14 protein-coding genes are annotated in these 23,894 nt (G+C 68.9%); 9 read left to right on the forward strand and 5 right to left on the reverse strand.

Annotated elements, in window-relative coordinates:
- The first annotated feature begins 50 nt into the window (after window positions 1–50).
- From IT182_04890 to IT182_04900, 3 genes are read left to right on the forward strand one after another with little or no spacing between them, the layout of a single operon-like run.
- Window positions 51–731, forward strand: coding sequence for a histidine phosphatase family protein (locus IT182_04890; protein MCC6162667.1), 681 nt, complete (start codon window positions 51–53; stop codon window positions 729–731).
- Complete coding sequence (locus IT182_04895) at window positions 731–3,646, forward strand: protein kinase (GenBank protein MCC6162668.1); 2,916 nt, start codon at window positions 731–733, stop codon at window positions 3,644–3,646. Before IT182_04890 ends, IT182_04895 begins: the two co-directional genes overlap by 1 nt.
- Before the next feature lie 13 nt (window positions 3,647–3,659).
- Window positions 3,660–6,491, forward strand: a complete 2,832-nt coding sequence (locus tag IT182_04900) for a protein kinase (GenBank protein MCC6162669.1) — start codon at window positions 3,660–3,662, stop codon at window positions 6,489–6,491.
- A 47-nt stretch (window positions 6,492–6,538) separates the two neighbouring features.
- Here the strand turns inward: IT182_04900 and IT182_04905 are convergent, their stop codons facing one another.
- The gene (locus tag IT182_04905; GenBank protein MCC6162670.1) at window positions 6,539–10,006 is read right to left on the reverse strand and encodes a HEAT repeat domain-containing protein; all 3,468 of its coding nucleotides are present in this window, start codon (window positions 10,004–10,006) and stop codon (window positions 6,539–6,541) included.
- Window positions 10,007–10,084: 78 nt separating this feature from the next.
- Between IT182_04905 and IT182_04910 the strand changes: the two genes are divergently transcribed.
- From IT182_04910 to IT182_04930, 5 genes are all read left to right on the forward strand, one after another.
- A complete protein-coding gene (locus IT182_04910) occupies window positions 10,085–11,023 on the forward strand; it encodes a ThuA domain-containing protein (GenBank protein ID MCC6162671.1) in 939 nt (312 codons plus the stop codon).
- 178 nt (window positions 11,024–11,201) lie between these two features.
- Window positions 11,202–11,747, forward strand: coding sequence for an RNA polymerase sigma factor (locus tag IT182_04915; protein MCC6162672.1), 546 nt, complete (start codon window positions 11,202–11,204; stop codon window positions 11,745–11,747).
- Window positions 11,744–12,115 carry a hypothetical protein gene (locus IT182_04920; protein MCC6162673.1) on the forward strand — a complete coding sequence of 124 codons (372 nt, stop codon included), beginning with the start codon at window positions 11,744–11,746 and terminating at the stop codon, window positions 12,113–12,115. The genes IT182_04915 and IT182_04920 overlap by 4 nt, the downstream gene beginning before the upstream one ends.
- Complete coding sequence (locus tag IT182_04925; GenBank protein MCC6162674.1) at window positions 12,112–13,056, forward strand: hypothetical protein; 945 nt, start codon at window positions 12,112–12,114, stop codon at window positions 13,054–13,056. The genes IT182_04920 and IT182_04925 overlap by 4 nt, the downstream gene beginning before the upstream one ends.
- A 484-nt stretch (window positions 13,057–13,540) precedes the next feature.
- Complete coding sequence (locus IT182_04930; protein ID MCC6162675.1) at window positions 13,541–14,611, forward strand: hypothetical protein; 1,071 nt, start codon at window positions 13,541–13,543, stop codon at window positions 14,609–14,611.
- Between the two features lie 240 nt (window positions 14,612–14,851).
- Here the strand turns inward: IT182_04930 and IT182_04935 are convergent, their stop codons facing one another.
- Together IT182_04935 and metH are read right to left on the reverse strand one after the other, a co-directional pair.
- Window positions 14,852–15,073 (reverse strand): cysteine-rich CWC family protein, encoded by a 222-nt coding sequence (locus IT182_04935; protein MCC6162676.1) that lies wholly within the window; start codon window positions 15,071–15,073, stop codon window positions 14,852–14,854.
- A 6-nt stretch (window positions 15,074–15,079) separates the two neighbouring features.
- Window positions 15,080–18,952 (reverse strand): methionine synthase, encoded by a 3,873-nt coding sequence (gene metH / locus IT182_04940; protein MCC6162677.1) that lies wholly within the window; start codon window positions 18,950–18,952, stop codon window positions 15,080–15,082.
- Window positions 18,953–19,139: 187 nt separating this feature from the next.
- Here metH and IT182_04945 point away from each other — a divergent pair, with 187 nt between their 5' ends.
- Entirely contained in the window at window positions 19,140–20,477 is a 1,338-nt protein-coding gene (locus IT182_04945; GenBank protein ID MCC6162678.1) for a DUF1080 domain-containing protein, read from the forward strand.
- A 12-nt stretch (window positions 20,478–20,489) separates the two neighbouring features.
- Here the strand turns inward: IT182_04945 and IT182_04950 are convergent, their stop codons facing one another.
- Both IT182_04950 and IT182_04955 read right to left on the reverse strand, forming a co-directional pair.
- Complete coding sequence (locus tag IT182_04950) at window positions 20,490–21,608, reverse strand: twin-arginine translocation signal domain-containing protein (protein MCC6162679.1); 1,119 nt, start codon at window positions 21,606–21,608, stop codon at window positions 20,490–20,492.
- Between the two features lie 96 nt (window positions 21,609–21,704).
- Window positions 21,705–23,879: a PQQ-binding-like beta-propeller repeat protein gene (locus IT182_04955; GenBank protein ID MCC6162680.1), complete on the reverse strand. Its 2,175-nt coding sequence runs from the start codon at window positions 23,877–23,879 to the stop codon at window positions 21,705–21,707.
- Between the last annotated feature and the right edge of the window lie 15 nt (window positions 23,880–23,894).

Consider the following 23,894-nt stretch of genomic DNA (forward strand, 5'->3'; position numbering starts at 1 on the left):
GATTGCCCGTTGCCGGTTGCCGGTTGCCGGCGAGATGTACGATCTCCCCCATGCCCACCACGCGTCTCTTCCTCGTTCGCCACGGCGCCACGCAGCTGACAGCGGAGAATCGCTTCTCCGGTGCCGTGGGCGTGGACCTGTCGGATGAAGGCCGCTGGCAGGTGGCCAAGCTCGGCGAACGGCTTCGACAGGATCCCGTGACGGCGATCTACACGAGCCCGCTGTCGCGGACGGTCGAGACGGCGCGCATCATCGGGCGCACGTTCGATCTCGAGCCCATCGTGCGCGACGGACTCGCCGAGATCGGGCACGGCCGCTGGGAGGGACTCACGCGCGCCGAGGTCGAAGCCCGCTTCGGTGACGAGTACGCTACGTGGGAAGAGGACCCGTTCACGTTCGCGCCGGAGGGGGGCGAGTCGGGCGTCACGGTGCTGGCACGCGCGCTCCCCGTCATCCGCGAGGTGGTCACCACGCATCAGGGCGAGTGCGTCCTCGTGGTGTCGCACAAGGCCACGATCCGTATCCTCCTCAGCAGCCTCCTCGGGTTCGACGCGCGGGGGTATCGCGATCGCCTCGATCAGGCGCCGGCGTGCCTCAACGTGCTCGACTTCCGCGACACGGTGCGCGCGCGGCTGATGCTCTTCAACGATACGTCTCACTACGCGCACCACGCGCGCCCGGCCGGCGCCGGACTCTCGCGGTGGTGGGACGGCACCAACGCTCCACGCTGATGGCGTCCGCGCACCTCTCGCACTATCGCCTCCTCGGCCTGCTGGGCGTCGGCGGCATGGGCGAGGTCCATCGAGCCGAAGACACGCGCCTGCGACGCGAAGTCGCCATCAAGATCCTGCATCCCGAAGCCGCCGCGTCGAAGGAGTGGCTGACGCGTTTCCGCCGCGAAGCGCGACTGGCCTCGTCACTCCAGCATCCGCACATCTGCACGATCCACGAGCTCGGCGAGCACGACGGCCAGGCGTTCATCGTGATGGAGCGCCTCGAAGGCGTGACGGTGCGCGAGCTGATCGAGGAGGGCCCGATGCCGCCCGCGCGCGTGATCGCCCTCGCGCGGCAGGTGGCAGACGCGCTCGACGCCGCGCACAGGCAGGGCATCATCCACCGCGACATCAAGCCCGCCAATCTCTTTGTCACCGAAGGCGATCACGTGAAGGTCGTGGACTTCGGGCTGGCACGGCTTGCCAGCGACGAGCCGGGAGCCGGGACTGCGTCCGGCCCGGCGCCGATCCAGCGCGATCCCGCGGTCGATCTGGCCCGCACGCATTCGCGTCCGCTGCACCTGACCCAGACCGGCATGGCCATGGGGACCGTGTTCTACATGTCGCCGGAACAGGCGCGCGGCGACGCGCTGGATGCGCGCACGGATCTCTTCTCCCTCGGCAGCGTGCTCTACGAGATGGTCACGGGCCGACGCGCGTTCGAGGGCGACGACATCGCGCAGATCCTCAACCGGATCGGCAACGGCGTGTTCGTGCCGCCGCGTTCGCTCCAGCCGGGCGTGCCGCGTGCACTCGACGCGATCATCGTCAAGCTGCTGGCCGCCGATCCGGGCCAGCGGTACCAGCGCGCCAGCGAACTCGCGTCGGATCTGGCGCGCGCGCAGGCCCCGAGCGGTCCCGCGCCGCGCCTGCTCGTCGATGGCGGTACCCGCCTCGATCGCGCGACACGCAGGCGCCGCGTAGGCCTGGCCGCGTCGGCGCTGCTCGTTGCGGGCAGCCTGGCTGCCGCGTGGTACGCGCGGCGCCCAGTCGCGCTCACCGATCGCGACAGCATCGTGATCGGCGCAATCGAGAACGCCACGGGCAATCCCGTGTTCGACGACACGCTTCGCGCGGCGCTCGAAGTGCAACTTGCCCAGTCGCCGTTCCTCGCCATCGTGCCCGACGGACGTATCGCCGAGACGCTGCGGCTCATGGGACGCGCACCTGACCAGCGCCTGACGCACGACATCGCGCGCGAAACCTGTCAGCGCCTCGACGTCAAGGCCCTCATCGACGGTCGGCTCGCGCCGTTCGGGTCGCAGTACGTGCTCACCGTCACGGCCACGGACTGCCGCACGGGAGGCACGCTCGCTCAAGCGCAGGCCGAAGCCGCCAACGCCGAGTCCGTGCTGGCCGAACTCGGCACGATCGCGTCTGGGCTGCGCACGACGCTCGGCGAGTCGCTGCCGTCGCTCGCGCGCTTCGACACGCCCATCGCGCAGGCCACGACGCCGTCGCTGCCTGCGCTGAAGGCGTACGCCATGGGGCTCGAGGAGCGGCGCCGCGGCAGGGAGATCGAGTCGATCGCGTTCCTCAATCAGGCGATCGAGCTCGACCCGACGTTCGCGCAGGCGCACGCGACACTCTCGACGGTCTACGGCGCGATCGGAGAACTGGAGAAGAGCGAGGCGCACGCCCGCGAAGCCTTCGCGCACCAGAATCGCGTCAGCGAACACGAACGTCTCTTCATCAGGTACCAATATCACGACCGTGTCACGGGCGATCAGGACGCCGTCGTCGAGACGCTGCAGGCCTGGCAGGCCGCCTATCCGCGTGACTTCGTTCCCGCCAACGCGCTGGCCGTCATCTACAACCGGCTCGGGCAGTACGACAAGGCAGTGGCGGCCGCGACCGAGGCACTGCGCCGGACCCCCGATCATCCCTTCGCCGTGTCGAACCTCGCGGTGGCCTACCGTGGACTCGATCGCTACGACGATGCGCGACGCGTGGCGTCCGAGGCGGTGACGCGTGGCACCGCGACAGCGCCCACACGACGCCTCCTGTTCCAGTTGCAGGTCCTGGCGGAGGATCCCGCCGCCGCGAAGCAGATCGCCTGGGCGCGCGGGCAGACGCGCGAGTTCGACCTCGTGGCCGCGCAGGCGCAGATCGCGATGTTCGAGGGGCGTTGGGGAGACGGTGAGGCACTCTACCGTCGCGCGATCGAATTGGCCCTCGCGCGCGGGCTCCAGGGCTACGCGGCGGGACAGGCCTCGCACCTGGCGTGGCTCGAAGCGATCGAGCGCCCCGGCCCGGACCTGGAGGCGCGCGTCAGGCGCATGCTCGCGTTCGCGAACCATGGCGACGAGGGCGCCTCGTCGGCGCGGTTCAGGGCGGCAGCGGCGCTGGGCCTGGCGGGCGCGCGTGCAGACGCCCTGGCCATGCTCGCCGCGGCCGAAGCGCGGTCGCCCGATTCGACATACGTGCGGACCGTGCTCGCGCCCGTCACACGCGCGTCGATCGCGCTGCATGCCGGGCAGTGGGCGGATGCCGTTGCCGCGCTCGACGCGGCCAGCCCTACCGAGACAGGCGGACTGGGTGCGCTCGTGCCCACGTACCTGCGCGCCGAGGCGTACAGGGAGCAGGGGACGTGGGCCGAGGCGGCCGCCGAATACGAGCGCCTGATCCGGAACCGCGGAACCGACCCGTTCGCGCCGATGGTTCCGCTCGCGTGGCTCGGCCTGGCGCGCGTGCGCCTCGCGGGAGGGAACGTGACCGTGGCGCGTTCGTCTTACGAAATGGCGCTCTCGTTCTGGCGCGCTGCCGACGCGGACTTCCCACCCCGACGCGTCGCCAAGGCAGAGTACGATCGGCTCGCGTCTGGTGCCGCCTCCACCAACGCATCAGCTGCGGGCAACAGAGGCTCACCCTGAGAGCACCCCGGCCGTGTCTTCCGACAACTCCCGCGACTCGTTGCCCGTCTCGATCGGGCATTACCAGTTGCTCGAGCGTATCGGGCAGGACGGCCGCGTCGAGATCTGGCGCGCGCGAGATGCGCGGCTGCAGCGGACCGTCGCGCTCCTGCTGCTGCGGCGTGGCCCGGACGTCTCGCAGGAGGCGATCGACCGCTTCCGCCGGCAGGCGCACGTGGCCTCGCTCGTCACGCATCCACACATCTGCGCCGTTCACAACTGGGGTGAAGAGGAGGGGCAACCCTACGTCGTGCGCGAGCTGTTGTCCGGCCGTCGCCTCGACGAACTGACGGCGGCGGGGCTCATGCCTGTCGACCGCATCGCCGAGATCGGCACGCAACTGGCCGGGGCGTTGTGCGCCGTGCATCGCCGCGGCCTCGTCCACGGACACGTCCGTCCGAACCACGTACGCGTCACGAGCGACGGGCACGTGAAGCTGATGAGCCTCGGGAGCGCCGTGGCCGATCCGTCGGCGTCGGCCCCGGATCTCGGCGCGTTCGCGACGACAGCCGTGGACATCGATCCCGTCGGGGACGGCGAGGAAGCGGAACCGGATCCGTACCTGTCGCCCGAGCAGGTCGCCGGACATCCACCGGTGGCGGCAAGCGACGTCTTCTCGGTGGGCGTGCTCCTCTACGAGCTGACGACCGGCCAGCGCCCGTTCAGTGGCGACTCGCCGACGGCGCTCGCGAAGGCGATCCTGTCGACGCCGGTGGTCCCGGTTCGGAAACTGAATCGACGCGTGCCTGCCGCTCTGGCCGCCGCGATCGAGCGAGCCCTCGAGAAGGAGCCGCAACAGCGTCAGGCCTCGATGCAGGACCTGCTCGACGAGTTGCGTGACGTGCGTCGCGTCGGCACGTCTCGGTGGCACGTGTCCACGGGGCTCGTCGGCTGGCGAGCGGCGGTGCTGGCTGCCGTCCTGTTCGCCTCGATCGCGGGCGCTGCGTGGCGATTCGGATGGCGGCCCGGGACCGGCGTTGCCGCGCGACCACGCAACTCGGTGCTCCTCAGCGACATCGTCAACGGCACCGCCGACGCCGACTTCCAGGGCACGCTGCGGCAGGCCGTCAGCGTGTACCTCGGACAGTCACCGTACCTCGACGTCGTCTCCGACGAGCGCGTGCGCAGCGGACTCGCGATGATGGGGCGTCCTGCCGACACGCCATTGACGCACGCCGTGGCGACGGAGCTGTGCCAGCGACTCGGTGTGCAGGCGATGCTGGAAGGCAGCGTGTCTGCCGTCGGGCGCGACACAGTGATCGCGCTCGTGGCCACCGACTGCGAGAACGGCGGCACGATCGTGCGGCAGCAGGCCGACGTGCAGCACAAGGAGGACGTGCTGCGCGTGCTCGGCGAGCTCACCGCGTCGGTGCGCACGGCGCTCGGCGAACCGCGCACGTCGCTCTCGGCGCACAACGTGCCGATCGAAGATGCGACGACGCCGTCGCTGGATGCGCTGAAGGCCTACACGGAGGCGGCAGCGAAGCGGGCCGCCGGTCAGGAACTCGACGGGATCCAGTTGCTGGAGCGCGCGATCCGGATCGACCCCGGATTCGCGCTCGCCTACACCACGCTGTCGAGCGCGTACGGAGGGCTCGGCGAGACGGGCCGAAGCGAGGAGTACGCACGCCTCGCGTATGAGAAGCGCGGACGCGTCAGTGAACGCGAACGCCTGTTCATCACGTACCAGTACCACGATCGCGTCACGGGCGATCAACTGAAGGCGCGCGAAGCGCTGGAGGTATGGAGCCGCACCTATCCGCGCGACTACAGGGCTCCCAACGCACTGGCGGTGCTGCTCAACCGGTTCGGCGATTTCCAGGCGGCGGCGCTCCAGGCCGAGGAGGCACACCGGCGCAATCCGGCGCACGCCTTCCCGTATTCCAACCTCGCGCACGCGCGGCGAGGCCAGGGACGGTACGCCGATGCGCGTGCGGTGGCGGAGGAGGCCGTCGGGCAGCGGCTCGAGACGGTGCCGATGCGACGGCTGCTGTATCAGGTGACGTCGCTGCTCGGCGACAGCGCGACGGCGCGCGATCAGATCGCGTGGGCCGCCACGCGTTCCCGCGGATTCGATGTGATCGGGGCGCAGGCCCAGGCGGCGGCGTTCCACGGGCGGCTCGGCGAGGCGCGACAGCTCTTCGCGCAGACCATGGCGGCGGCCGAGGCGCAACACTTCCCGGAGATCACCTCCGGCTATGGCGCATGGCTTGCACTCACCGAAGTGCTGATTGGCGATCGTGAGCGAGGCGTGGCGCAGGCGCGCGAGGTCGCACGGACGTCAACGCCGCCGGAGCCGGCGTTGCGCGCGGCGGCGGCGCTCGCGCTGGCCGGCCGGTCCGACGAGGCGGAAGCCATCCTCGCGCGGCGCCGGCTGGTGCGTCCCGAGGACACCTTCCTGCGCGTGGCATACGTGCCCGTCGCGGCCGCGGCGATCGCGCTCGCCCACAACAGGCCTGCCGAGGCCGCCGAAGCCCTGCGCCCGGCCGCGCCATACCAGTACGGCTTCATCGCCGCATTGGCGCCAGCGTACGTGGAGGGATTGGCGTACGCGCGTGCCGGTGCGCACACGGAGGCGGCGCGCGTCTTCCGCAGTCTCGTGGAACACCGCGGCAGCGATCCGTTCTCGCCAATCATTCCGGTGGCGCAGCTCGGACTGGCGCGCGCGCTGGCCGCGTCAGGCGACCTCGAGGGCAGCCGTCGCGCCTACGACACGCTCGCCGAGTGGTGGCGCGACGCCGATCCGGTGCTCCCGATCGTAGGGCTCGTGCAACAGGAGCGCGCCGCCCTCCGCCCCGTCTCCTGACGCCATGTGTTGATGGTGGCCGGCTCTCCAAGCCCGGCCCGTCGACGTCAGCGGAGGCCGCTCAGGAACTCGATCAAATCCCGCACGTCGCGCGGTTTCAGGATCAGGCCGAGCGGAGGCATCGCCGAGATCGGGTTGGTGCGTTCGGCGATGTCGGCTTTCGGGATCCGGTGCGTGACGGCCGGCGCGCCGGCGACGAGGACGAGTTCGCTGTCGGTCTCTTCCTTGAGCGTGCCGTCGAGACGCTCGCCGTTGCGCAGCGTCACGCCGACGGTGCCGAACCCCGGCGCGATGCGCACGTTGGGATCGACGAGCGACTCGAACAACTGGTCGCGCGTGAGCGTGGCGCCGATGCGCGAGAGGTCGGGCCCGACGTCGGCCCCTCGCCCGCGAATGGCGTGGCAGCGCGTGCACTCGGCGAGTGGATTCTGCGAGAACACCTGCTGGCCCCTGCGTGCGTTGCCGCCGGTCACCGCACCCGTCCTGAACGCCTTGATCGGCATGTCCGCCTGCTGCCGGCGCTGATAGGCGTCGAGCCTCGCGGCGAGTGCCGCGTTGCCGTCCGTCTGCACCGCATCGAGGAGATCGATGTGCAGTTCCGGTGGCAGACGTCCCGCATCGAGTTCGTCCAGTTGCGCGGCAAGCAGGCGACGCGACGGGATCGACTTCAGGGCGCCGAGCACTTCGATCGCCCCCTGCTGCTCCTGGATGCCGCCCGACTTCAGCAGCGTTGCCGCGTGATTGGCCTTGGCGGCAGCGGGGATCCGCAGGTCCGGAAGGAGCGCGAGCGCGGCCCGCCTGACGGTGGCGTCGCTGTCGCCGAGCGCCGACTGCATCAGCGCGCTCTTGTCGCCGACCTTCATCGCCTGCAACCCGCGCAGCGCGGCCACGCGCACCGGCGCCGACGGATCGCCGGAGAGCTGCGTGTGAAGCGTGGGCATCGCGCCACGCGCATCGAGGCGGCCGGCGGCTTCCGCGAGCGCCACCTTCACGTCCGCATCATCGGCTGACGTGCCACGGGCGGTTTCGACGACGAGCCGCTCGATGGCGGCGCGCGCGGCGGCGATGTCTCGCGTCTGCCGTCGCGTGGCTGACGATGTGCGCGGGGTGGTGTCGCCGATGGTGACAGTGCCGTGGTAATAGCCGTCGACGCGATCGGTGGGCGACGGGTCGTCCCACACGCCCAGCGCGGACGCGGCTTCGGCTCGGATGTCGGCGGGCGCAGACGTGTTGCGCGCAACCGCTTCGATGCGTGCGACGGCCGCCGCGGTGCCGACCCTGAAGTTGGCGTTGATGGCCCGCCGCACGAGCGGCTCGTTGGTGATCGGCGCGCGATCGAGCAGCGCCGCCAGATCGGGGATCGCCCCGGCGATGCCGCCATCGTCGTTGATCGCGCGTGCCGCGTCGATGACGACAGACGCGTCGACGTCCGCGAGGAAGCGCGCGACGCCAGGGTGATGCATCCGGCGCAGGGCCACGACGGCGGCGCTGCGGACGCCCCTGGAGGCGTGCGACGAGAGCGCGACGAGCGCATCGGCCTCGCCGATCGTCGCCAGCGCGCCGGCGCCCGTGTGGTGCAGCCACTGATCGCGCCCATCGTCTGCGGCCAGCATCGCGATGATGCCCGGCACGGCCGGGCGATACGCCAGCCGCCCCGCGGCCTCGGTCGCGAAGAACCTGACGCGCGGGCTCGCGTCGGCCAGCAGCGGGAGCAGGCGCTCGCCGGCCGCCGCGTACTTCACGTCGCCCACGAGGCGTGCGGCCTGCGCGCGAATCTCGGCGTCATCGTCGGCAAGAAATGGCACGAGCTCGGCCGCGATCGCCGATTGACGACGAGAGGCCTGCGCAAGGCCCCACAGCCCGTGCAGCCGGCCATGCAGGCTCGATCTGTCGCGCGCGGCGGCGAGCAGGGCCTGCACGTCGCCGCGGCGAACGAGATCGAACTGCGCCTTCTGCCTGATGCGCATGTCGGCGTGGCGCAGCAGGGGAGCGATGGATGCCGCCGGCCGCTGCGCGAAGTCGGTGACGAGTAACGTCTGCACCTCCTTACGTATCGCGCTGCCGGCCGTTGCCGGCGTGTCCAGCTTCCACAGCCGCCCATCGTCTTTCGAGTCCCAGCCGGTGATCCAGTCGGTGATGTACAGGGCGCCGTCGGGCCCGAACTTCATGCCGACGACGAGCACGCCCCTGGTGAGGGTCTTCTCGACGTCCTTGCGGAAGCCCGCGCCATCGGGGGCGAGCGTGAAGCCGTACACACGGGCGTTGGGCGCGGCGCCGGGGAAGCTCGAGACGAAGAAGTAGCCGTTCCACGCCTCGGAGAGCGCGGTGCCGGGGTTGTAGGCCATGCCCGACGGACCGGCGTGCCAGTTCTCGATCGGCGCGAGCACGTGCGCGGCGGTGTTCTCGCCGCGAGGCTTGAACAGCGACTCGCGCATCCACACGTTGTAGCGGTTGTTCTTCGGGTCGGTGTACTTGCCGTATTGCCAGTTCGAGCGCCAGCCGCTGTCCGATCCGTACGGCAGGTACACGAGCCGCTCCATCTCGCCCGCGTGGTCGCCATCGTTGTCCACCGAGATCAGGTTGCCGCGATCGTCGAAGGAGAACTCCTGCAGGTTGCGGATGCCCGTGGCGAACACCTCGAAGTTGGAGCCGTCGATCTCGGACCGCATCACGGCGCCCTGGTTGTGCATCGCCCACGTCTTGCCGTGTTCGTCGACCACGTGCAGGCCGATGTCGCCGACCTCCCAGTAGAGCCGCCCGTCCGGGCCGATGATGACGCCAGACACGCCGTGTCCACCGAACGCCGGATGGATGTTCATGCCTTCGGCGATGGTGGTGCGGCGATCGAGGATGCCGTCGCCATCGCTGTCGTGGAGGCGATAGACGCCGGGCGGGACGCCGGCGATGACGTCGCCCTCGTGCGCGAGGATGCCCCCGAGGATGTCGAAGGCCGGGTCGTCGTTGAAGCCTTCGTAGACCACGCGCGACTCGTCGGCGCGGCCGTCGCCATCGGTGTCGCGGAGCCTGTAGATCCGCTCCTTGTAGGGCTCCATGTCGCGGATGTCGCGCACGCCATCCCCGTTGAGGTCATCGATCCACCTGTTGATCTCGCTGTTGCCCGGCGCCATCACCCTGCGATAGAACGCCCGCAGGTCGGCGAGCGTCCGCAGCGCGTGGACAGGGGTCATCCAGTCGGGATGCTGCCGGATGTCGAGGGGCATGTTGTTGCGCATCGAACTGGTGGCGTAGAGCGTGCCGTCGGCGGCGACGTCGATCGCCACCGGGTCCACGAGCAGCTCGCGTGGAGCCCAGAGCGAGAGGTCCACGCCGTCGGCCAGTTCGACATTCAGCCTGGCGCGCGCCTCGGTGGCGAGGCGTTCCGCCTCGGCCGGCGTGAGTCGCGCGGTGTCGCCGAGGGCGAGAGCGGGAGGCAGCCACGGCTGCGCGCCGCGAAGCAGGACTCCGCAGGCGGCAAACAGGACGAGTACGAGCGTGAAGGTGAATGGGCGGCGCATGGGACGCGGGTATCTCTATCACGAGTGTGGCGGGCTACCATACTGGACCACAAGACGCGAGGATCCCTGATGCGACATGTGTTCCTGAGCCTGTTGACCATTGTGGCTGTCGCCGTGACGACGGTGGCGCAAGGTCCGACCCGCACGAAGGTGATGCTGCTCGATGGCGAGAGCGGCGGACCGTACCACAAGTGGCAGTTGGGCACGCCGCTCATCAGGCAGGTGCTCGAAGAGACGGGCCGCTTCGACGTCACCGTGGTGACGGCACCCGCGGCCACCGGCGTGCTCGACGGATTCATGCCGGATTTCGCGGCCTACAAGGCGGTGATCTTCAACTACGACGCGCCCGACGAGCGCTGGCCGGCGCCCATCAAGGCGGCGTTCGAGCGCTACGTGGATGGCGGTGGCGGCGTCGTCATCGTGCACGCGGCAGACAACGCCTTCTCCGGATGGAAGGCTTTCAACGACATGATCGGCGTCGGCGGCTGGCGCGACAGGACCGTCGCGTCGGGGCCGTACTGGTACTACAAGGACGACAAGCTGGTGCGGGATCCGTCGGACGGTCCCGGCGCGTCGCACGGGCGTCGCACGCCGTATCTCGTGCGCACGCGCGCCGCCGACCATCCCATCATGCGCGGCCTTCCCACGGCGTGGATGCACCAGGGCGATGAGCTGTACGCCCACCTGCGCGGACCGGGCACCAACATGACCATCCTCGCCACGGCGTTCGCCGATCCGGCCAACAGCGGCACCGGCAGGGACGAGCCCGTGCTGATGGCCAGCACCTTCGGCAAGGGCCGCGTCTTCCACACCGTGATGGGCCACGACATCGTCGGCATGAGCTGCGTCGGCTTCGTGACCACCCTGCAGCGCGGCACCGAATGGGTCGCCACGGGTGCCGTCACGCTGCCCGTGCCGACGGCGTTCCCGACCGACCGCACCGTCAGCTACCGCACCGACCTCAACGCCATCGACCCCAACTACGCAAGAGGCCTGAACGGCCTCGACGCGAAGTGAAGTGAGGCTGGCCTTCCGGGCCGGGCTCGGAGAGCCGGCCCTACCCACTGCCGCGGTAGGTAGGGCCGGCCCTCCGGGCCCGGCCTCGCACCGGACACCGCGGGCCCTGGCCTCCATCTGATTTCCCGGTGTTCGGTACGCGATGTAACGATCGCCGCGTCTCGCGACAAGTCGTCATGTGAAGCCGCTGCTCGCCCCATCGCACTTGCCCACTCTTCGGGCGGATCTGCAGGCGGTCTATCGCGACAGACGGCACGACCTCTTCGCGTTCGCCTATCGCCTCACGGGATCGGAGCGCAGCGCCGAAGACATCGTGCACGAGAGCGTGGTGCGCGTGCTCGACGGGCGCTGCCGGCTCGATGCGCGTCGCGGCGACCTCGTGCTGCTGCTCTTCGGCGTGGTGCGAAACGTCGCGAGAGAGTATCGCCGTCGCGCCGCGCGAGAAGGTCAGACGCCGCTGCCCGACGAGGCGATCGTCACGGCGCAGCCCGACCACGTCATCGCCGTCAGGACCGCGCTCTCCGCCCTGTCTGAAACGGACAGGGAGATCATCATCCTCTCGGCGTATCACGGCTATCAGCCACGGGAAATCGCGCGCGCTCTCGGCAGTTCGAGCGTCGTCGTGCGCGTGCGTCTGCACCGCGCCCGTGCGCGGTTGAAAGATCTGCTCCTGTACGGGCGAGATCGCCTGGAGGATGCACCCAGACTCGGAGTCCGATCATGAACGACCCCCTTCAGTCAGCACTCGGCGAGTGGAAAGCCCCGCGTCTGCCTGACGCGCGTCACGCGGTCATAGATCGACTGTTCGATGGCGACGCTGTCGCGCTGGTGGCGCCGGCTCGACGGCCGCTCGCGCACGCGTCGTTCTGGCTCCACGCCGCCCTGGTGGCGCTGTTGCTCGCGGCCTTCGTCGTCTGGCGAGCGCCGGCATCTCCCGCACTGATCAGCCACGTGGTCGTCGAGAGCCAGACGCCCGTACGCGTTCCCGGTGCCAGGCCCGGAGCTGTTGCGGCGACGGTCAGTGCCGTGGACCTCGATGGTTTCGAGGTCATGGCCGATCCGAGAATTCGCGTCACAAGGAGGACACCATGATTCGCCCGCTCGTTCACGCGCTCGGTCTGTCGCTCGTCACCGTGTGCGCATCGCCCACGTCAGCTGTCGCCGACGACAGCGCCGAAGCCCGCATCACCGTTGCCGATGGCATCGTGCTCGGCCTGTCGATGACCGGCGTACTCCCGTACGACGGCCAGGCCATGGACTCGCGCATCGCCGTCAAAGACGGAGAGGTCTACCGGATCATCGTCGACAGGAGCGGATACGCGCGGTTTGCATACGCCATTCGCCTCAATCCTCGTGACGGCGGCGTGGAGGTCGTGCTGCGGCCCGTGCGTCTGCATGAAGCCGCACGAGCGTTCGCAGCGCGACGGCGCACCTTCATCATGCCGTTCCGTCTCGATGAGACGCTCGCCACGCTTGCGGCGACACAGACGTCGGGTCGCCTGGGCAGCGGAGACGAGGTGTCGCTGGGCCTGTTCGACAACAGGCAGACGGGACAACAGGTAGGCGACAGGCTACGCGTCATCTCGCTGTCGCCGCAGGGCGTCGCCGCGCTGGAGACCAGCCGCCGACAGCGGGCCGACGTCAGGCCGGAGTTGACGCTCGCTGGCCTGACCATTCGCCGCGGCCGGACGGTACTCAACGTCAACCGGCCAGGTACCTTCGCCACGGGCCCAGTCGTCGCGGCAGGGCTGGGCGACGACACGGGAACCGTTGCGTTCAGCGCGGAAGCACCGACCGATGCGCCGCCCGACGACGTGGCGACAGTCGATGGCCACGTCATCCGCTTCACGCTGGACGGCGTCGACTACGAGTGCACCGGCACGGAACCCGTCGGCCCTCCCGATGTCACGTCCGTCTGGATGTACGTGCGCCGCGAACCGATGCCGCACGTCAGGGGATTCTGGGTCGGCGCCGGCGACAGCGTCGCCGCCGTCCTGACCCCATGGCAGATCACCCCACGGCGACCGCAATAGCGACAGCCAGGGGCTGAGAGCCTGTGAAGAATCGATGCGTGCGTACGGGCGGCCCTCGGCTGTCCTCCGTCGCTGCGCAGCAGCGGAGAGGGTGGCCGCCCGTCTGGATCAGGCACTCACCCACCTTCGCTGCTGTGCAGTTCCGGTGGGCAAGCCAAGGGTGCCCCTACATCTTCAGGAGAGGCGCGTGCGAGCGGGACGTTGCGTCAACTCGTTCCGGAACGAGTTCCTTCTGCGACGTCGCTCATGACAGGCCATGCAACTTGCAGTGACAACTCGTCACGAGCCGAATGATTTCGCTTGACAACGTTTCGACGGGCCATCGGCACGTGATGCCACACGAGCGCTGCGCGACGTCTCTCGCGGGCCGCGGACGCGCTGGTGGCACGAACGGCGTGGCTGTTGGCAGAGACGTCTCGAGTACTCGCGATCGCCTCGTACGTCGGCTCCCATGAGGCCGAAAAACCTCGTGATACAAGGGAACATGACGACGACATGTCTGTTCTCGGAACTCGATGACCGCACGCTGATCGACGTCGCGAAACAGCTGGCGATCGACGAGCGGCGCGCAACCGCGACGCTGTTGCGCGCACTCGTGGAGGTCGACGCGCGGCGTCTCTATCTCGGTGAGGGCTGCGCGTCGCTGTTCGTGTGGTGTACGCAGGTCCTGCATCTGTCCGAGGGCGGCGCGTACAACCGCATCGAGGTCGCCCGTGCGGCGCGCACGTACCCGATCATCCTGGATCTCGTCGAGCAGTCGGCGATCACGCTGACGACAGCACGCCTGCTGGCGCCGCATCTGACGCCTGAGAACCATGCGCGCGTGTTGGAAGAGACGCGGCACAAGTCGAAGCGGGAAGTCGAGGCGATGATCGCGGCATTGCATCCGAAGCCCGCCGCCCCCACTGTCATTCGCCGGGTGCAGGAGCGTCGCGTTGTTGAGCCATCACTCGCGCCTGCGCCAGACGACGCATCGAGTGCGGGACGACTGCCGGTGACACCAGACCCGCACGTGCCCCGCATCGAGTTCGCCGCGGCTCCGGCGCGCATCGAGCCACTTGCGCCACAGCAGTATCGGATTCAGTGCACGCTGTCGCGCGAGACGCACGACACACTCCGTCGAGCACAGGCTCTGTTGCGGCACGCCGTGCCGACGGGTGACGTGGGTGAGATCCTCGGTCGTGCGCTCGTGCTGCTGGTGCAGGACCTCGAGCGTCGTCGCTTCGCGAAGACGACGAGGCCACGTGAGGGAACACCAACGGACTCACGATCTCGTCACATTCCCGCGGCGGTACGCCGGACGGTGTGGGCGAGAGACGAGGGGCGATGTGCGTTCCAGGGACGTCACGGTCGGTGCAGGGAGACGGCGCGCCTGGAGTTCCACCATCTCGAACCGTATGCCGTGGGCGGGGCGGCGACCGCGGACAACATCGCCCTGCGCTGCCGCGCGCACAACGCATACGAGGCGCGCCTCTTCTTCGGCCAGCCCGCGATGTCCCACGTGCCGCAGCCCAGCACGCCTCGCGCCATCAGCGCAGGGCCTCCATCCGAGTGAAGCGCCTGGCCTCCACCGCGGCGGGGCGAACGATGGAGCGAACGGGCTTCAGAGTTCATGAAGCCATCGCGTCCGGGCGCGGGTGGCGCCGGACGGGGCGGCCCCGCCCGCCCGCAAGCGCGGTAGCCGTACGAGTGCTTTTCGCGCTGAGGACGGGTGGGGCTGTCCGGCGACAGGACCCGCGCCTTCACGTGGCTCGCGATGGCTTCACAGGCTCGTCGGCTCGTTCGTGTGGGCTCGTCATGAGCGCGCCGTCGGCTCGCCGCCAGGCGAGCTGAACGCGAGTCGAATGACGCAGCGTTGGCAGATGCAGGACTTGTTGCGCAGGTCGGGATGGACGCGGTCGAGGATGTCCTGCGAGAATGTGACGTCGGCGCACCAGCAGCTTGCGGCGCCGCGTTCGGCGCCGCAGTCGTTGGCCTCACCGCACAGCGGACACCGCGTCGGGTCGACCGTCTCCATCGAACGTCAGGCCGGTGTCGACGGCGTGTAATCCAGGTTCTGGCCGAGCCAGCGTTCGACGTCGGCCACCGGCATGTCCTTGCGGACCGCGTAGTCGGCCACCTGATCCTTGTCGATGCGGCCGAGCGTGAAGTAGCGCGACTCGGGGTGCGCGAAGTAGAGACCGCTCACGCTGGAACCCGGCCACATCGCGTACGACTCGGTGAGCACGATGCCGGCCGCCGCCTCGGCGTCGAGCAACTGCCAGAGCGTGCCCTTCTCCGTGTGATCCGGGCACGCCGGATAGCCTGCCGCGGGACGGATGCCGCGATACCGCTCCTGAATGAGGTCTTCCGGCGTGAACGTCTCGGCGAGGCCATAGCCCCACTCGTCGCGCACGCGCTTGTGCAGGTACTCGGCGAAGGCCTCGGCGAGCCTGTCGGCGATGGCCTCGGCCATGATCGCGTTGTAGTCGTCGTGCTGCGCGCGGAAGCCGTCACACAGTTCCCGCAGGCCGAGGCCCGCCGTCACGGCGAACGTGCCGATGTGATCGGGCAGGCCCGTCTCGACGGGCGCGATGAAGTCACCGAGCGACCGGCACGGCTGATCGGCGCGATCCATCTGCTGGCGCAGGAAGTGGAAGCGGGTGCGCTCGACGGCGCGCGTCTGGTCGGTGAAGACCACGACGTCCCCGCCAATGGCGTTGGCCGGGAAGAAGCCGTACACGCCGCGGGCGCGCAGCAGATCCTCGGCGATGATGCGGTCCAGCAGCGCGTTGGCTTCCGAGAAGATCAGCCGCGCCTGCGCGCCGTACTTCTCATCGTCAAGGATGCGCGGATAGATGCCTTTCAGCTCCCACGTGTGGAAGAACGGCGTCCAGTCGATGTACTCGCGCAGCGTCGCCAGGGGCACCTCGATCGCACGCACGCCCGTGAAGGCCGGCTGCGCAATGTCCTCGGCGCGCCATGCGATCGCCGTACGCCGTGCACGCGCGGTCTCGAAATCGACGAGCGGCTGCCGCGTCGATCCGTGGCTCTTGCGAATGTTGGCGTAGTCGGCCTCGTGCTGCGCGACGAACGCGTCCTTGCCGTCTTCGCTCAGGAGACTCGTGGCAACCGGTACCGCCCGGCTGGCGTCGAGCACGTGGATGACGGGCTGCTTGTAGTGCGGCGCGATCTTGATCGCCGTGTGCGCGCGGCTCGTCGTTGCGCCGCCGATGAGCAGCGGCAGCGTGAAGCCCTGGCGCTCCATCTCGCGCGCCACGTGCACCATCTCGTCGAGCGACGGCGTGATGAGACCGCTGAGGCCGATGATGTCGGCGTTCTCGGCGCGCGCGCGTTCGAGGATCTTCTCGCAGGGCACCATCACGCCCATGTCGATCACCTCGTAGTTGTTGCACGCGAGCACCACGCCGACGATGTTCTTGCCGATGTCGTGGACATCGCCCTTGACGGTGGCGAGCACGATCTTGCCCTGCGTCCTCACCGTCTGGCCAGCCGCGGCGAGCGCGGCCTTCTCGGCATCCATGAAGGGGAACAGGTACGCGACGGCCTTCTTCATCACGCGCGCCGACTTGACGACCTGCGGCAGGAACATCTTGCCCGCGCCGAAGAGATCGCCCACCACGCCCATGCCGTCCATCAGCGGCCCCTCGATCACCGCCAGCGGACGACCCAGCTTGGCTCGCGCCTCTTCCGTGTCTTCGTCGATGTACGTGTCGATGCCCTTGACGAGCGCGTGCGTAAGGCGCGCCTCCACGGTTCCGAGCCGCCACTCCTCGGTCTTCTTCTCGTCGCTTGCCGCACCGGTGCCCGCGGCCTTCAACGCCTCACCGAACGTCACGAGGCGTTCTGTCGCGTCGGGTCGCCGGTTCAGCAGCACGTCCTCGACGAGCACCTTCAGCTCGGGCTCGATTTCCTCGTACACCTCCAGCATCCCGGCGTTGACGATGCCCATGTCCATGCCGGCGGCAATGGCGTGATACAGGAACGCCGAGTGCATCGCCTCGCGGACCACGTTGTTGCCGCGGAAGCTGAACGAGATGTTCGACACGCCGCCGCTGACCTTCGCGTGCGGCAGGTGCGTCTTGATCCAGCGCGTGGCCTCGATGAAGTCCACGGCGTAGTTGTCGTGCTCCTCCATCCCCGTGGCCACGGTGAGGATGTTGGGGTCGAAGATGATGTCCTCGGGCGGGAAGCCGATCTCGTCGACGAGGATGCGATACGCCCGTGCGCAGATCCGGATCCTGTCGGCATACGTCGCCGCCTGCCCCTCCTCGTCGAACGCCATCACCACCACGGCCGCGCCGTACCTGTGGATCGTGCGCGCGCGCTCGCGGAAGGTCGCCTCGCCTTCCTTCAGCGAGATCGAGTTGACGATCCCCTTGCCCTGGAGGCAGGCGAGTCCGGCTTCGAGGACCTCCCACTTCGAGGAGTCGATCATGAAGGGGACCTTCGCGACCTCGGGCTCGCTTCCGAGGAGTTGCAGGAAGCGCGTCATCGCGGCGACGCCGTCGATCATCCCTTCGTCCATGCAGATGTCGATGACGTTCGCGCCGTTCTCCACCTGCTGCCGCGCGACGCTCACGGCCTCGTCGTACTTACCGTCCTTGATGAGCCGCGCGAACTTCGGCGAGCCGGCCACGTTGGTGCGCTCGCCGATCATCATGAACACGCCGGGCTGCTGCACGAACGGCTGCGAGCCCGAGAGCTGCAGGGGCCGCGGCACGGTCACGCTGCGGCGGCGGACCTCGTCGCCGGTGATGGCGCGCGCAGGTATCGCGCGGCCCGGCTGATCGTCGAGCGCCTTCGCGATCGCGGCGATGTGTGCCGGCGTGTTGCCGCAGCAGCCGCCGGCGATGTTGATGAGGCCGTCCTTGGCGAAGTGGCCGAGGTGCCGCGCCATGTCGTCCGGTTCGAGGTCGAATCCCGTGGGCGACAGCGGGTTCGGCAGGCCGGCGTTGGGATAGCACGAGATGGCGGCCGACGACTTCGACGCGAGCTGCTCGAGGAACGGGTACATCAGGTCTGGCCCGAGCGAGCAGTTCAGGCCCACGGACAGCGGGTTCACGTGCGCCACGGCGGTCCAGAACGCCTCGACCGTCTGCGCCGAGATCATCGTCTCGCCGCCGCGTCCGACGGCCGCCGAGATCATGATCGGTAAGCGGATGCCATCCTGTGCGAAGACGTCCTGGATGGCGACGAGCGCGGCCTTCGCGTTGAGGGAGTCGAAGATGGTCTCGACGAGGAGGACGTCGGACCCGCCGGCGATGAGCGCGCGGACCTGTTCGGTGTACGCGATCCTGACCTGGTCGAAGGTGACGACGCGGAAGCCCGGGTCGTCGGCGTCGGGGGAGTTGGAGAGCGAGACAGTGAGCGGCCCGATGGCTCCGGCGACGAAGCGCCGGCGGCCCGTGGCATCCGCCACGCGGTCCGCCCACTCGCGACATTGTCGTGCGGAGCGTTCGTTGATCTCCCACGCGAGATCGCGCAGGAACCGATCCTCGATGATGCCCTGGTAGAACGCCGGATCCTTGCGGCCGCCGTGCTCGCGCGGGTCGTCGACGAAGAACTCGCTCTGGCTGATCGATGTGGCGCCGAACGTGTTCGTCTCGATGATGTCCGCGCCCGCCTCGAGGAAGCGACGGTGGATGTCGCAGATCATCTCCGGCTGCGTCAGCGAGAAGATGTCGCCGTTGTTGAGGAGGTCCTTCGGCGCGTCGCGGAAGCGCTCGCCGCGGATGTCGGCCTCGGTCATCCCGTACGTACGGATGGTGGTGCCCATCGCGCCGTCGATGATGGCGATGCGCGTCGCGATGAGCTCTTCCAGCGGGTGCCTCTCGAGAGGGGCCTCGGAGGAATCGTGCGCACGGTGAAAAGGCGAAGCAGCCGCTGTGGTCATGAAGGAGTTCTCAAACGTAACATCCACGAATCTACCTTTTGTGATGGATGGATGCAAGGGACGGCAACCGGCAACCGGCAACGGGCAACCGGATGCTCGGGATCCCAGGAGTTCAGGTACCCGGCGTATGCTCTGCGGCATGGTTGCCTTGCGTGCGCGTCTGTTCCTGTCGCTGGCGCTCTGCGGTATGGTCCTGATTGCCCCGCCGTTGGCCGGTACGGCGTGCGCGCAGGTGGCGGCGCCGGCGGCGTCGGCCAGCCTCGACATCCCGGACAACGACGAGGGGCTGCCCGGCGTGGGCCCGCTGCGACGCCATACATGGTTCAGGAAGCTGTGGCACGACAAGCGGACGGCGTGGGCGTCGCAGGTGCAGCAGGATCAAGGGGCCGTCGTCCTGCTCGGCGATTCGATCACGCAGGGCTGGAACGACCGCCTGCCGGCGGCGTTCCCGGGGATGAAGGTCGCCAACCGCGGGATCAGCGGCGACACCTCGCGCGGCGTGCTCCTGCGTCTGCAGGGCGACGTCATCGCGCTCAACCCGAAGGCCGTCGTCCTCCTCATCGGTACCAACGACATCGAAGAAGGTGCGCGCCCGGACGTCGTCGAGCGCAACGTCAAGGCGATTCTCGAAGCGCTGCGCGCGCACAACCCGCGCATGCCGATCGTGCTGTGCGAGGTGTTCCCCAGTTCGAGCACGAAGAACCGTCCCACTGCGGTGATCAAGGAGACCAATGCGCGCCTGCTGGCGCTCGTGAAGCACGACGCGCAGGTCACGCCGATCGACACGTGGCGGCTCTGGGCCACCGCCGAAGGCGACGCGCCGATCGCGGAGTTCCCTGACCTCCTGCACCTCAACGACGCCGGGTACGCGCGCTGGACGGCGGCGCTGCGTCCAGTGCTCGAATCGCTCGGGCTGTTCACGCCGGCGCCGACGGCGTTCGCCCTTGAACCCGGGTTCGAGGCGCTGTTCAACGGCCGCGACCTCACGGGCTGGGGCTATCGCGTCACCACCGAGCAGGAGCGGGCCATGGCGGCGCGCTGGAAGGAGAAGGACCCCATCAACGCCGCCTCGTGGCCTGTCGTCGACGAGCCCGTGCAGTTCGATGGACGTACGTCGAGCGCCGACGGGCGCTGGCACGTGATCGCCGATCACATCGCGGCGCTCACGCCTCCGGCCGGCCGCAGCATCCAGCAGTTGTGGACGACGCGGAGCTTCGACGGCGACTTCGTGCTGAAGCTCGAGTTCCGCGCGACGCCGAACGCCGACGGCGGCGTGTTCCTTCGCGGGCCGCAGCTCCAGGTGCGCGACTACAGGTTGGCGGGTCCTTACACGTCGCTCGCGTCGTATCGGCCGCAGGAGTGGAACGAGCTCGTCGTGACGGTGAAGGGCGAGACGGCCCTGGTCACGTGCAACGGCGAGGTCATCGAGAAGGCCTTCGTCGTCCCCGCGTCGGGCCCCATCGGGCTCGAAGCCGATCGTGGACAGATGGAATACCGCCGCATCCGCATCTCGCAGTCGCGCTGACCGGGCGGCGCGTCAGGCGAGCGCGCGCGTCAGCAGCGCGTACGCCTGCTGGCGCGCCTCGTCGGGGAAGTCGTGATCGGCGTCCGGATGGATCACCGTGAGGCCATCAGGCGCGCCGAGCAGCCGGTAGACGGGCCGCGCGGCAGCGGCGATGCGATCCACGCTCGCCCAGCGGAAGTTCGAGTCGCGCAGCGGTGCGCTGATGAAGCACGGGCGCGGCGCGAGCGCGCCGATCATCTCGGCGAAGTCGAAGGGGATGGCGTCGAGCCGGCCGGCGTAGTCGAGCAGCCGCGGCATGTAGCGGAGCTGACACCAGCCCTTCTCCGGCTGCCAGACCTGCGGATTGCCATCGTAGTAGTCCGTGTACAGGTCGAGCCCGCAACTGGAGACGACGGCCGCGATCCGTTCGTCGAACACGGCGGTGTAGACGGCGTTGTGTCCGCCCAGTGAGTGTCCGATCGCGCCGACGCCGCCGGGCCGCACGAACGGCAGCGACTCCAGCAGGTCCACGCCGCGCATGTTGTCCCAGATGGCCTTCATCGTCCCGCTCACGTAGCCGAGTCCGCGAACGTCAGGTTGATAGCGGGCGAGCAGTGGATAGGACGGTGCGAGCGTCACGAAGCCGCGTTCGGCGAGTTCGGCGGCATACGCGCGGTTCGGGCGTCCGCCGAGACCGACGACCACGTCGTGGCCGATTTCGTGGTCGGTTGGATGCAGGCACAGGATGGCGCGTGCGGATGCGCGTCCAGACAGCGCGGTCTTGGGCACGAGCAGCCACGCCGGCGTTCGCGAGCCCGGCTCCGACGCATACGTGATCGCCCGGCGCACGTAGGTGCCGGCATCCACCTCACTCGTGATCTGGATGTCGAGCGGCGTCCGTCGTTCGCTGCCTGGCACCGGTCCCATCACGTCCTGCATCGCGCTGGCGATCGCGGCGCGTCGTCGGCGCCATTCTGCAGGCGTGGTGACGGAACGAATCGCGCCCGCATCATCCCGATAGAGGAGCAGGTCGAGGCGATCGAGCCTGGCGGGGCCGGACGGCTGACCCTGCGCATGCGCGCGCACTGTCGCACCACACGCAGCGGCACCGAGTCCCTGCAGGAACGTTCGACGACTCGGAGACCAGATCATGCGCCGCACTTCACCGCAACGTGTGTCACTGCGTCAACCAGAGGTGCAGCCGCCGCATTTTATCCGGCGGACGGGTGACGCGCCTGGTGTGCCCCGTCAGTCGGGCAGCGCGAACGCCACGATCGTGCCGCCGGCGGGCCTGCCTGACTTCCCGCCACCGGCCGAGATCACCACGTACTGCTTGCCGTTGGCCATGTACGTACTCGGCGTGGCGGTGCCACTGAAGGGCAGCGTCGCCCGCCACAACACGCGGCCCGTCTTCTTGTCGAACGCGCGGAACGTCTCGTCTGCCGACGCGCCGATGAAGATCAGGCCGCCCGCCGTGACGACGGGGCCGCCGTAGTTCTCGGTGCCCGTCGGCGGAATGCCGCGCGCGGTGAGTTCGGGATACTCGCCGAGCGGCACCTTCCACAGCAGTTCGCCGGTGTTCATGTCGACGGCGTTCAGCGTGCCCCACGGCGGTTTGATCGCGGGATAGCCTTCGCGATCGAACCAGCGCTGGAATCCACCGAATGCATACGGCGGCTCGACCTCCGTGTCATCGTCGGCCTTCGCGTTCGTCGCAGGCGTCTCCGCGCCGAAGAGGAACCCGACGATGGCGGTGCGCTGGCGCTGACTGAGACGCTCGAAGGGCGGCATGCGGCCGCCCCCCTGGACGATCACGTTCGCCACGTATTCCTGCGTGCGCGTGCCTTTCAATGTGTCGAGTCGCGGCATGCCTCCGCGTGGATCACCGCGTCGATCGGCACCATGACAGGCAGCGCAGTGAACCAGGTACTGCCGGTGGCCCAGGCTCAACGCCGCGCCCGACTCGTCGCGCGTCGGGATCATCCTGTAGAACCACGGGATCTCGTTGACGTTCGCGTAGAGCACGCCGTCGGGATCGACTGCCGCGCCACCCCACTCGAAGCCCCCGTCCGGGCCGGGGAACAGGATCGTCTCGTCGGTGCTCGGCGGCGGCATGGCACCGGCGTTGCCGCTGCGCGCGAGGCGCTCGCTCGTGAGCAGGCTCGCCATGGGCGAGATGTCCGACACATCGTCTGCGGTATAGCGCTGGCGCATGAGCGGCGCGGGCTTCTCGGGCACGGGTTGCGTGGGCCACACCTGCACGCCGGGAATACGCGCGGGCGTCGTCGGACGCTCGTGGATCGGCCACAACGGCACGCCCGTCACGCGATCGAACGCGAAGAGCAGCCCGTGCTTGGTGCCCTGCGCGACGGCGTCGATGCGTTTGCCGTCGTGCGTCACGCTGAGCAGCGTCGGCGGCGCGGGCATGTCGAGGTCCCACAGATCGTGATGGACGATCTGGTAGTGCCAGAGACGGCGCCCCGTGTTGGCGTCGAGGGCGATCACCGAATTGGCGAACAGGTTCTCGCCGTACCTGTCGGCGCCCCAGAAGTCGGGCCCCGCGGTCTCGGTGGAGACGTACACGATGCCGCGCTGTTCATCCACCGAATGCCCGGACCAATCCGACGCGCCGCCGATCGTCTTCCACGCGTCTGGCGGCCACGTCTCGTAGCCTTCTTCACCGGGCCGCGGGATCGTGCGGAACGTCCACTTCAGTTCGCCTGTCCGTACGTCGAACGCCCTGATGCCGCCGGCCACGTCTTCCGGGATGAGCCCGCCGAGGATCAGCAGGTCCTTGTACACGACGCCCGGTGTGTTCAGCTTGACCGATGGCGTGCCGCCGAGGCCGAGCCCACGTCCGAGGTGGATAGAGCCGTTGTCGCCGAACGTGCGAATCGGCTTGCCTGTCGCTGCGTCGAGCGCGTACAACCATGTGCCGGCCGACGTGAACACGCGCCTGTCGCTGCCGTTGGCCCAGTACGCGAGTCCGCGCTGCCTGTTGCCGACGGCGTCTTCGCGTTCCGTCAGCGGATCGAAGCGCCACCGCACGGCGCCCGTTGCCGCGTCGAGCGCGAAGACGTGCCGCGCCGGCGACGCCGTGAAGAGCACACCGTCGACGATCAAGTTGTTCGTCTGGTAGTCCCCCTTCGCGACAGGCGTCGTCTTGTCAGCGGCTGCTGACGCGATCGTGTCGAACGTCCACGCGACCTTCAGCCCGCTCACGTTGGCCGTCGTGATCTGGTCGAGCGTGGAGTAGTGCGTGGTCCCCTTGTCGCCGAGATACGACGACCAGTCCGCCCCCGCCCCGAACGGCGGCGCGGCCGTCGAGCCGCAACCCGCCACTGCGAGCGCGACACTCACGATGCAGGCCAGGGCCCGCACGCTCGATTTCCTGTTGCCGGTCGCCGGCGACCAGTCATTCATCATTCGGCATTCCGC

The sequence above is a fragment of the Acidobacteriota bacterium genome, assembly GCA_020845575.1.
In the GTDB taxonomy this organism is placed as follows: Bacteria; Acidobacteriota; Vicinamibacteria; order Vicinamibacterales; family Vicinamibacteraceae; genus Luteitalea.